Source organism: Streptococcus thermophilus (assembly GCF_010120595.1).
Classification (GTDB): domain Bacteria; phylum Bacillota; class Bacilli; order Lactobacillales; family Streptococcaceae; genus Streptococcus; species Streptococcus thermophilus.
The window spans coordinates 1,260,709-1,272,603 of the sequence record NZ_CP038020.1; the positions used below are offsets into that span (position 1 = coordinate 1,260,709).

General features: G+C 37.1%; 7 protein-coding genes and 1 pseudogene. 5 read left to right on the forward strand and 3 right to left on the reverse strand.

What is annotated here, in order from left to right; all coding sequences use genetic code 11:
- Positions 1–8 precede the first annotated feature (8 nt).
- Together dltC and dltD are read left to right on the forward strand one after the other, a co-directional pair.
- Entirely contained in the window at positions 9–248 is a 240-nt protein-coding gene (dltC, locus tag E3C75_RS06685; RefSeq protein WP_084828729.1) for a D-alanine--poly(phosphoribitol) ligase subunit DltC, read from the forward strand.
- Positions 241–1,509 carry a D-alanyl-lipoteichoic acid biosynthesis protein DltD gene (dltD, locus tag E3C75_RS06690; protein ID WP_100273369.1) on the forward strand — a complete coding sequence of 423 codons (1,269 nt, stop codon included), beginning with the start codon at positions 241–243 and terminating at the stop codon, positions 1,507–1,509. Before dltC ends, dltD begins: the two co-directional genes overlap by 8 nt.
- A 52-nt stretch (positions 1,510–1,561) precedes the next feature.
- Here the strand turns inward: dltD and E3C75_RS11155 are convergent.
- The 3 genes and pseudogenes from E3C75_RS11155 to pabB form a co-directional block, all read right to left on the reverse strand.
- Positions 1,562–2,916: pseudogene (locus E3C75_RS11155) on the reverse strand (IS3 family transposase).
- A gap of 198 nt (positions 2,917–3,114) precedes the next feature.
- Entirely contained in the window at positions 3,115–5,751 is a 2,637-nt protein-coding gene (locus E3C75_RS06705) for a calcium-translocating P-type ATPase, PMCA-type (protein WP_084828731.1), read from the reverse strand.
- A gap of 175 nt (positions 5,752–5,926) precedes the next feature.
- The gene (gene pabB / locus E3C75_RS06710; protein WP_111679544.1) at positions 5,927–7,645 is read right to left on the reverse strand and encodes an aminodeoxychorismate synthase component I; all 1,719 of its coding nucleotides are present in this window, start codon (positions 7,643–7,645) and stop codon (positions 5,927–5,929) included.
- Positions 7,646–7,791: 146 nt separating this feature from the next.
- Here pabB and E3C75_RS06715 point away from each other — a divergent pair, with 146 nt between their 5' ends.
- From E3C75_RS06715 to metF, 3 genes are all read left to right on the forward strand, one after another.
- On the forward strand, positions 7,792–8,127 hold the full coding sequence (locus tag E3C75_RS06715; protein WP_111679545.1) for a hypothetical protein: 336 nt from the start codon (positions 7,792–7,794) through the stop codon (positions 8,125–8,127).
- A 328-nt stretch (positions 8,128–8,455) separates the two neighbouring features.
- Positions 8,456–10,705: a 5-methyltetrahydropteroyltriglutamate--homocysteine S-methyltransferase gene (metE, locus tag E3C75_RS06720; protein ID WP_100273454.1), complete on the forward strand. Its 2,250-nt coding sequence runs from the start codon at positions 8,456–8,458 to the stop codon at positions 10,703–10,705.
- A 188-nt stretch (positions 10,706–10,893) separates the two neighbouring features.
- Positions 10,894–11,769: a methylenetetrahydrofolate reductase [NAD(P)H] gene (gene metF, locus E3C75_RS06725; protein ID WP_100273453.1), complete on the forward strand. Its 876-nt coding sequence runs from the start codon at positions 10,894–10,896 to the stop codon at positions 11,767–11,769.
- Positions 11,770–11,895: the final 126 nt, after the last annotated feature.

An 11,895-nucleotide genomic window follows, 5' to 3' on the forward strand; every position in this document is an offset into this window, starting at 1 on the left:
ATTTAAAAATGGATATAAAAGCAGAAGTCATTGAAATTATTGATGAACTGTTCATGGAAGATGTATCTGACATGATGGATGAAGACCTTTTTGATGCTGGTGTTCTTGATTCAATGGGAACTGTTGAACTTATCGTTGAATTGGAATCACGTTTTGATATTCGTGTCCCAGTTTCAGAATTTGGTCGTGATGATTGGAACACAGCTAATAAGATTGTTGAAGGGGTAACGGAGCTTCGCAATGCTTAAGCGTTTATGGCAGATTTTTGGTCCAGTAATTTGTGCCCTGGTTTTGGTAGTAGTAGTTATATATGCCTACCCACAAGGCAGAAAATATAGTTATGAGGCTGAAAAACGTAGTGCAGTAACGCTGACGAATGAGAACTTTAAAAGTCGGAAAAATAAAACTACCGCTCTTTCAGACCAGAATCATCGTTTTGTACCTTTCTTTGGGTCTAGTGAGTGGTTACGTTTTGATGCCCTTCATCCAGCTGTTTTAGCAGAGAAATACGACCGTAACTATCGCCCATACTTTATTGGACAACGTGGGTCAGCTTCTCTAAATCATTATTTGGGAATGCAACAAATGCTTCCAGAATTACAAAACGGTACAGCTGTGTACGTCTTGTCTCCGCAATGGTTCACTAAAAAAGGTTATAATTCTGCAGCTTTTCAGCAGTTCTTTAATAACGACCAACTTAGTAGTTTCCTAAGTCAAAATCAGACGGATGCAAATTCACAGTATGCTGCTAAACGTATCTTAGAGATGAAACCTGAGATAACGATGAAATCTCAACTTTCTAAAGTGGCCAAAGGACAAGATCTCAATACTGTCGATAAAACCTATATTCAATTCATGGCAGAGCTAAATAGGCGAGAAGATAGCTTGTTTAGCCCTTTAGCAGCGTCAAATAACGCTAATTATGACAAGAAGGTTCTTCCTTGTCTTAAAGAGTTACCAGACCAATTCTCTTATGATGCCCTTGATCAGCTTGCTGTAAGAGATGCAGAAGCACATACCAAATCAAATGACTTTGGAATTGATGACCGTTTTTATAAGGAACGCTTATCTAAGAAGATTGGTAAACTTAAAGGTTTCCAGAAAAATCTTTCCTATGAAGTTTCTCAAGAATATGGTGATTTACAGCTGGTTCTTAATCAATTTGCCAAGTCAAATACAAATGTCATATTTGTCATTCCACCTGTTAATAGCAAGTGGATGGCTTATACTGGACTTAATCAGGACATGTATGATGCTACGGTTTCTAAAATCCGTTATCAATTGGAAAGTCAAGGATTTACCAATATTGCAGATTTCTCAAAAGATGGCGATCAACCTTACTTTATGCAAGACACTATTCATATGGGCTGGAAAGGTTGGGTATCCTTTGACAGGGTCGTTGATTCTTTCGTTAGTAATCCAACACCTGCACCTAGCTATAAATTGAATGATCGCTTTTATAGTAAGGACTGGTCAGGATATACAGGAACTCCTAGTCAGTTTAATTAACATAAAGAAAAAAGCTCGATTTGTACTGACCCCAAAAAGTTAGACAACTAATTTATCCAAAGGATTTAGTTCTGTATTGCACAGAAATAAGTCCTTTTAGTTTTACCTTGATTAGTTTGTTATTGTAATAATCAATATAGTCTCCAATAGCTTGTTTCAATTGCTCAAGTGAGTGAAACATCTTCTCGTAACCATAAAACATCTCAGACTTAAGAATGCCAAAGAAAGACTCCATCATACCATTGTCTGGACTATTTCCCTTACGTGACATGGACGGTTGGATCCCTTTATCCTCTAAAAATTGATGATAATACTGATGTTGATATTGCCAACCTTGGTCGCTATGGAGAATTGTATTTTCATAATGCTCCTCTGTGAAGGACTGGTCTAACATAGATTTCACTTGTTCTAAGTTTGGTAAAGTTGAGAGATTATAAGCGATACGATAATTTTGCTGTTGAAACCATCTAAAACAGGCGATAAATACAATTTATGTGTGCTATTTGGAATGGCAAACTCTGTCACATCTGTATAGCACTTTTCCATTGGATTGGATGCTTCAAACTGCCGTTGAATAAGGCCATCTGCTTTCTTATCAACTTTTTCCTTGGTATGAAAAATACTTGCGTTTACGACGAATTTGGGAACTTAAACCAAGGAGATTTATCAGACGTTGGACCTTCTTCTGGTTCACTACAAAACCACGATTCCTCAATTCAAGAGTTATTCGACGATATCCGTAATTTCCCTCATGTTCATCATAAATGGCTTGAATTTCCACTTTGATAGATTGATTTTTATCTACTTGATTCAGTTGCTTTAAGTGGTAATAATAGGTTGAACAAGCAAGTTTGATAATGTTTAGAAGGATATCTAAAGGAAACTCTGTTACTAATCCTTGAACAATTTCTGTTTTTCTTCTTGCTCCCTTTCGTCCCTCAATCGGAGTTATCTCAACTTTTTTAGAATAGCATTCTCCGCTCTCAGGTACTCATTTTCTGCTTGAAGTCGCTCTATCTCTGTCATCTCTTCAGGTTTCTTCTTTGGCTTACTCCCCATTTTAGGTACTCTCCCTCTTCTTTTCTCAAGAAGAGTATACCCATTTTTCTTGTATTGTGCTATCCAATTGTTAAGCAACCCTTAATTTGAGAGGCCATAGTCCAGGCAAATACTTTGTTGAGAACAACCTTCAAGTAGAACTTTATCAATCATTTCTCGCTTTAATTTAGGAGAATAATAACGATTCTTTCCCTTTTTGATGATGTTTATTCCATAATGGTCAATTAATTTCACCATATATTTTAGACCAGAAAAGTTCAACCCAAATTGATTTGAAAGTCGTTTAAAGCTTTCTCCTTGATTTCTCAATTCATATATTTGAACTTTATCTTCATAAGTTAATTTCATAATAAAAACACCCCAAAAGTTAGATTTTTCTATCTAACTTTTGGGGTGCAGTTCATTTAAAGCCTTTTTTGTTATAGAGCAATAATAGAATAATATTGCTCTTATTTTTTCATAGGTTACCTTTAGAAATTTAGAAAAAGGATTGGGAGTAAAACCTAGTCCTTTTTATCACTTTGAAGATTTGCAATACCTCATATCTTATTTGTTTTTAGTTAGAGCTTTTCGAATGAAATCTGCTGGTATAATCAATACAGCAATAAGAAGAGCAATGATATAGTGTTGAATATCCATCGGAACAGTACTAAATACTTTTCCACCAAATTGAATAATAAGGGTTTGAACAACAGCAATAGAAATCATAACGATTAAGAATTTCTTGTTTTTACCGATATGTTCAAAAATATTGAAGCCATTACTACGTGTATTAAATGAGTTGAAAATAACAGCATAGATAAATACTGTAAATGTAAAGGTTGTTACCATTTCAAAGTTACCAGTTCCATTTGTGATAAAGTCTTGGATACCACCAACATTTTTAAGAATGGCTAAACATACAAGAGTAATGAAGGCACTTGCAACTCCGATAGCGGATTTCATATAACCAGTAAGAATATTTGCTTTCTTAGCTACTGGTTTTTCGTTCATATAACGATCTAGCGCAGGCTCTTCACCAAAGGCAAGGGCAGCAAGTGTGTCCATGATAAGGTTAACCCAGAGAATTTGGATGATTGTAAATGGCTCTTTGAGACCCAAAAGTGGCGAGAGAAGTGACATGGCAATAGTTGTTACGTTAACAGTTAATTGGAAGATGATAAATTTACTTACTGACTTACTCATGGTGCGTCCATAGAGAACAGCTTTCTCAATAGAAGTCAATGAGTTGTTTAAGATAACGATATCTGAGGCTTCACGTGCGACTTCAGTACCGTCACCCATTGAGAAACCAACATCAGCTGATTTAAGGGCTGGTGAGTCATTGACCCCATCACCCGTCATACCAGCTACCATATCGAGTTCTTGAGCTGCCTCAATAAGACGTTTTTTATCCATTGGAAGGGCACGACTTACCACTTTTAAGTGAGGCAATTGTTGTTTAAGTTCTTGATCTGAGAGGGCAGAAAGTTCATCGTGAGTAAGGACAAGGTCATTTTCTCCAGTGACGATACCTGCTTCTTTAGCGATAGCAACAGCGGTTTCTTTACGGTCACCGGTTACCATAACTACTTGAACACCCGCACGGTTCATTGTTTCAACGGTTTGTTTAATTGAAGAGCGAACGTTATCACGGATACATACGATACCAATCAAGACTTTATCATTACCATCTGTATTGAGGATGGCAAGCAAACGCATTGAACGGTTAGCTTGTTCCAATGATAACTCTTGAAAACGAGCTTTAATATCATCTGTAAAGTTTTGTTTATGACCATCTTTATCAAGATAGTAGTAGCAGTCATTTAGGATAAATTCTGGAGCACCTTTGATGTAGGTTTTTCCATCGTTAGTCGTTACACTTGCGAATTTTGTTGCTGAGTTGAATTGTTGCTTCTCAGTAATAGTATTAGTATCGAAATCAAGTTGAGACCGTCCAATCAAGAAGTCAAGAAGTGCACGGTCAGTAGCATTACTACCAACAGCATTGCCATCAGCAACCATGGCATCGTTATTAAGACCGATACCATTAATCATTTCAGCTTTAAGACTATCTGACATCGTATCAAAATCTGGAGCATCGGTTTCACCAGTAGCTGCATAAAGTGTTCCATCCCCAAGGAAGAAGTCAACTACAGATAGTTTACCTTCTGTGATTGTACCAGTCTTATCACTGAAGAGAATATTCATGTATCCAGCAGTTTCAATAGTATCAGGATGGCGGACTAGAATATTTTGAGCTAAAAGTCGACCTGAGTTCATTGAGGAAACGAGTGCTAACATCATTGGAAGTCCTTCTGGGACAGCCATGATGATGATTGTAACCGCAAAGAGAATTGTTTCAATGATAAGAAGGAAAATCGAGCCACCATTGAGGTTGTTAGCTTTATTTAGGGAAATAAAGCCTAATACAAGGTTGATTACTGAATAGGCAGCACCTGCACTATAACCGAGGACCCCGATGTTTCTTGCAAGCTTGTTAAGTTTTTCTTTAGATGGTGAATTTTTACTATCTTCTTGAAGAGACGTATTGATACTTCCTAAAACGGTGTTATCACCAATTTGTGTAGCTTCAATCACAGCTTCATCTGAAGTTACGACTGTACCACGGAAGACCTTAAACTCTGTAAAGAGGTCTGAAGAATCTGGCTCTTCTCGGTCACCAAGAGGAAGTTTTGTGGCATCCTCGCTTTCACCATTTAAGACAGCTTGGTTTACTTTTAATTTACCTTCCAAGATGATACCGTCAACTGGAATCTTGTCCCCTGATTGAAGGAGAATTTGATCCCCTTTTACAATATCATCCACGAGAATCTCTTTAAGTTTACCATCTCGATAAACCTTAGCATTAGTTTTTGAAGCCTCCTCTTGGAGAATATTGAATTTTTGCTCATTACGGTATTGAGAGACTGCTGAGAACCCTGTAGACATCAAAATGGCAAAAATTAGTGAGATAGCCTCATACCAATTAGCCTCCCCAATAGCAGGAAAAATCATTGCAACAAAGTTGAAGATGATTTTTAATCCTAAGGCAGCCAAGAGGATGAGAATCCATTGATCCTGGAAGGCTTCAATAAAAATTGAAAGCAGCGAGTTAGCCTCTTTACTAGAGAGCCTATTATCGCCATGAGCGTTTTTACTTGCTTGAACTTCTGCAGAAGTCAAGCCTTTAAATTTTTTCATTAAACGTATTTATCCTTTCTAGAATGTTCAAAAATTTAAAACCTAATAGAAGCAATAATTTTAATAACTGTCAGTAAGTATTATACTTTATTTTACTATTAAATTGTGATTTTTTATCAAGAGAAGTAGTGATTGATTTCTAGAAAATGAAATTTCACAATTTTAAATCCATATTTTAGAAATCTACCCTCAATTCATACAACCCTCTCACAGCATTACAGCCATAGATGGCTTGAGCCTGTTTTAAATCTTCCAGAGTCAAAACTTTCTCTGTGACCTGATTATTAGCAATGAGGCTTTGTCTGTAAATACCGTTTAAAAGACCGAGGTGAACAGGTGGAGTGTAGAGTTGGTCCTTGATTTTAAGAACGAGGTTACCGATAGAAGTTTCTAAAAGTTCTTTCTTTTGATTATAGTAGATTTGCTCATGAGGTCCTAGACTAATGTGTGGTCGATAACTTGTTTTAAAGTAGGTATAGGGGTTATTCAAAGGATGTGTTTGCTTAACTAATCTTGCTTGACAAAAATCATCGTCTAATTCTGTTAAATGGGCATGTTCAAAAGTAAGTTTACCATCTTTTGCAAGGGACAATTTAAGACGGTAGTCTGTGTCAAAATCAAGGGACTGACACAAATCTTCGACTTGATTTTGAACTTCTTCTTTATTGAAAGGATAAGCAAAGTAGCGACTGGACTCTTGTAGACGATTGAGATGTTCTTTAAGATGGAGTAGTTTACCTTGATGAATCCGTCCAGTTGAGATAAGATCAAATCTAGGATTTTGACGGTATAGAATAGCTGATTTTTGCTTTGTTTCTTCATATTCAGCTTCCCATTTGCTGTCCCAGGTGATTCCACCTCCTACTCCATATATAGCCTTGTTTCCCTGCATTTGAAGTGTTCGGATGGCTACGTTGAAAATAGTTGGTCCATTAGGTAGCAAGATACCAATGGCTCCACAATAGACGCCTCGAGCTTGTTTTTCGACGTTTTTAATAATTGCCATAGTAGCTATTTTTGGTGCTCCTGTAATAGATCCACAAGGAAAAAGGGCTTGGAAGATATCATCCAAACGACTGTTTGGTAGGAGTTGCGTCTCAATAGTTGAAGTCAATTGCCAAACAGTAGAGTATTGTTCAACCTGGCAAAGTCTTTTTACATTTTCACTCCCTATTTTTGAAATACGATTCATGTCATTTCTAAGAAGATCTACAATCATCATATTTTCAGAGCGATTTTTCTGATCATGAGCAAGCCATTGTGCTTGTTTAAGGTCAGTTTCAGTTGTCAAGCCACGATTTGTTGTCCCTTTCATAGGACGTGTGGTCAATATATCACCATCTTTTTTAAAGAAGAGTTCAGGACTTATGGAAATGATGGAGACATCATCATGTTGAATAAAGGCATTGTAATGTGCATTTTGCTCAACAACCAATCGGTTGTAGATGGAAAATGGATCAGCTGTTATGTTCTGTTGAAGTTGGACGGTAAAATTGACCTGGTAGGTGTTTCCTTGACGAATATGGTGGTGTATATGCTCAATAGCAGCCTTGTATTCCTCTGCAGAAGTTAGTTCTTGCCAAGATTCTGGTAAGGGAACAGGCTCATAGGCAAGAGGGATAGACTCTGTTTGAACAGTGTCGTGAATAGTAAAATAGAGAAGATACTCTGACATTAATGGGCTATCAAAAATTTGAAATTTAGGTTCAAAGGCCTGAGAAGCTTCATAGGCTACATAGCCTACAGCAAAATAGCCTTTTTCTTGATAGGCTTTTATTTGATTTATAAGTGATTTAACTTCCTTAATGTCTTTGGTTTTTATCTCTTTTATGGCGTGAGTGAAGATTTGTCTGACGCCAAGTTCTTTAAAATCAATAACGGTTTTCTTATGCATACATAGAGTATAACATAAGAAGATAGCCTCTGGTTCTTTTTCATGATTTAATTCTCTTTCTTAAAATTTTAACCAAAAATGAACTTTTCAGATAGTTTTACATATGTTATAATGATATGAACTAAAAGAAGATTTTAGAGGGAAATATGACTAAAAAAAATAAATTTGAGAAAGGGAACAGTAGTCTTTCAAATAAAAAATTGAAAAAAGTGACTTCCAAGCGGAATTCTTGGAAACATCAAATGTACGAGCTTGAGATTGCCATTGTAAAAGAGTCAAGCAATAAAAAGAGAGACGAGCTTATAAAACTTCATAATGGCTATATGAGTGAGTATGATAGTTTAAAGAAGCAAATCATTTGGTTAGCAGTATTGGGAATATGTTTCCTAGTGGTCTTGGTGATTTTGGGCTATTTTATTTGGAATAGCTATAACAGTGAGAACATGTCCTATACGTCTTCTTGGCTTCAAGAACGAGTTTAAGATTTAGTTTTGATTAAAACGCCTTATTTTATGACTTTACTACGCAATAGTGAACATAGATGAGTTGATTACTAAATATTAAAGAAGAAAAAGTAAGATATATCTCTAGACAAAAGTCTAGAGGTTTTTTTTGATAAAAATGACCTTATCATCTCCCTATATAGTTATTAGCTATACAAATATCTAATTAAAAATAAGACAACGAGACCAGAAATCCTTTATTTTATAGGATATAGTTTAAAACTATATATATTGAAAACTGATAACAATTATACAGATATTTATTTCTTTGGTAAGATTAAATCAACAACAAAGAGGAGGACACAAGATGTCAACTACTATCATTGGTTTCCCACGTTTGGGTGAATTCCGAGAATTAAAATTTACTACAGAAAAATATTTTAGAAATGAAATTACTGCAGACGAACTTTTAGCGGCTGCTAAAGATTTGCGTGCAAAACACTGGAATATTGTTAAAGAAAAAGGTATTACTGAAATTCCTTCAAATGACTTTTCTCATTACGATAACTTCCTTGATGCGGCCTTCCTTTTCAACGTAGTTCCTGAGTCTGTGAAAAACTTGGATTTGACTGAATTGGAACAATACTTTGCTTTGGCACGTGGTTACCAAGGTGAAAAGGGGGATGTGCGTGCTCTTCCAATGAAGAAATGGTTCAACACCAACTACCATTACATCGTTCCAAAATTTGAAAAAACAACAGCAGTAAAATTGGCTGGTCACAAGATTTTTGATGAGTACCAAGAAGCCAAAGACTTGGGTCTGGATACTCGCCCAGTTGTGGTTGGACCATTCACTTTCCTTCAATTGTCTGATTTCGAAGATGGTGTGAAAGCAGAAGACTTCGTCGATAGCTTTATTGCTGCCTACCAAGATGTCTTTGCAAAATTGGCTGAACTTGGTGCTACTCGTATCCAACTTGATGAACCAGCACTTGTTAAAGATTTGACTGCTGACGAAAAAGCACTCTTCTTGAATCTGTACAATAAAATCTTGGCTGACAAGAAAGGCCTTGAGGTCTTGATTCAAACTTACTTTGGTGATGTTCGTGATGTATACAATGATCTTGTAAACTTGCCAGTAGATGCTATCGGTCTTGACTTTGTCGAAGGTAAGAAGACGCTTGAACTTGTCAAAGGTGGATTCCCAGCTGACAAGACTCTCTATGCAGGTATTGTCAATGGTAAAAACATCTGGCGCAACAACTACGAAAAGAGCTTGGCTGTTCTTGAACAAATTCCAGCTGAAAACATCGTATTGACAAGCTCATGCTCACTTCTTCATGTGCCATTTACGACTGCTAATGAAGAATTTGAACCAGAAATCTTGAACCACTTTGCTTTTGCCGTTGAAAAATTAGATGAACTTCGTGATTTGGATGCTATCCGTAATGGTCAAGGTGCTGAATCACTTGCTGCTAACAAAGAGCTCTTTGCTATTGAACGTGTTGGTGCAAATGCTGAACTTCGTGCTCGTATTGCAGGTTTGACAGAAGCAGATTACACACGTTTACCGGCTTTCGCAGAACGTGAAGCCATTCAAAAGGATGCCTTCAAACTTCCATTGCTTCCGACAACAACTATCGGTTCATTCCCTCAAACTAAGGAAGTTCGTGCCAAACGTTTGGCTTTCCGTAAGAATGAATTGTCTCAGGAAGAATATGATGCCTTTCTTGCTGAAATTATAGATGAATGGATTGAATGGCAAGAAGAAGTTGGCTTTGACGTCCTTGTACATGGTGAGTTTGAACGTAATGACATGGTTGAGTACTTCGGTCAAAACTTGTCTGGGTACCTCTTCTCTAAAAATGGTTGGGTGCAATCATATGGTATGCGTGGGGTGAAACCACCAATCATCTGGGGTGATGTCACTCGTCTTAATCCAATCACTGTAAAATGGTCTAGCTACGCACAAAGACGTACTGACAAGCCTGTTAAAGGTATGTTGACTGGGCCAGTTACAATCCTCAATTGGTCATTCCCACGTGAAGATATCTCTATTAAAGATTCAACTCTTCAAATCGCTCTTGCTATCAAGGATGAAGTGCTTGACCTCGAAGCTGCAGGCATTAAGATTATCCAAATCGATGAGGCTGCTCTTCGTGAAAAATTGCCACTCCGTCGTAGTGACTGGTACGAAGACTACCTTGACTGGGCTATTCCAGCCTTCCGTTTGGTACACTCAACAGTAGCACCAGACACACAAATTCACACACACATGTGTTACTCAGAGTTTACAGATATCATTCCAGCTATCGACAACTTGGATGCAGATGTTATCTCTTTTGAAGCTAGTCGTTCAAACCTTGAAATCTTGGATGAACTTAAAGCACAAAACTTCCAAACAGAAGTTGGACCTGGAGTTTATGATATCCACTCACCTCGTGTCCCACAAGACGGTGAAATTGACCACACTATCGAAGCGATCTTGGCTAAAGTTCCAAGTAGTAAAGTATGGATCAACCCTGACTGTGGTTTGAAGACTCGTGGTATTAAAGAAACTAAAGAAAGCTTAACCAAGCTTCTAGAAGCAGCAAAAGCGGCTCGCAAAAACTTGTAAGTAGAAGTTATAATACCTTGAAAACCTTCTTTCCTATATGTAGAAGGTTTTCAATAGTGAATAATTTTCTAAAGATTTTTGTAATCAAGCTAGATGCAAAATGTGATCAATAATTCCTACGAGTTTACTTGACACTAATAAAAATGCTTTTGTCTCAACAAAAATCTAAAACGAAGAAGGTAAAACTTATGACAAGCCAAACACCATCCCTCTCTTTTGAAGTCTTTCCACCTAATCCAGCCGTAGGAAATGAGAAAATCTTGCTTGCCCTTGATGACATGAAAGGATCGGCACCCCATTTTATCAGTGTAACAGCTAGTAATAACAAATATAGTATCAAAGAGACAACGGTTCCTTTGGCAGACCATATTCAAAATGACCTGGCTATTCCTACTATTGCTCACCTTCCAGCAATCTATTTGAGCAAAGAAAAGGTAGCTGATACTTTGCGAGAATTAGATGCTGTTGGAGTAAATCGTATCCTGGCACTTCGTGGTGACATCATTCCTGGGGTCGAACCTCTAAAAGACTTCAGATATGCAACTGATTTGATTGAGTTTATCAAGGCAGAAGCTCCTAACTTTGATATCATTGGTGCTTGTTATCCTGAAGGTCATCCTGATTCACCAAATCAAATCTCTGATATTCAAAATCTTAAGAAGAAAGTAGATGCAGGTTGTTCAAGTCTTGTAACCCAACTCTTCTTTGATAATGAACGCTTCTACGATTTCCAAGATAAATGTACTCTTGCTGGCATTGATGTGCCTATCCATGCTGGTATTATGCCTATTTTGAATCGTAACCAAGCCCTACGTTTACTTAAGACGTGTGAAAATATCCATTTGCCACGTAAATTCCGTGCTATTTTGGATAAGTATGAGCATGATCCTGAATCTCTGAGAGCTGCCGGTCTAGCTTATGCTGTTGACCAAATCGTGGATTTGGTTACACAAGACGTTGCTGGAGTTCACCTTTATACGATGAATAATGCAGAGACTGCACGTCATATTTACGAAGCTACTCACTCCTTGTTTAAGCATCATTCACAAGTCGGCGCACTGTAATTGAATAATAGAAAAACCACCTATATATTTAATCTATAGGTGGTTTCTTGGTGTAGCAGCGAAAGATTGTAATTACTTATGTGGGGCATTATTATCATGTATCAAAAAAGACCTAGAGCTTAGCTC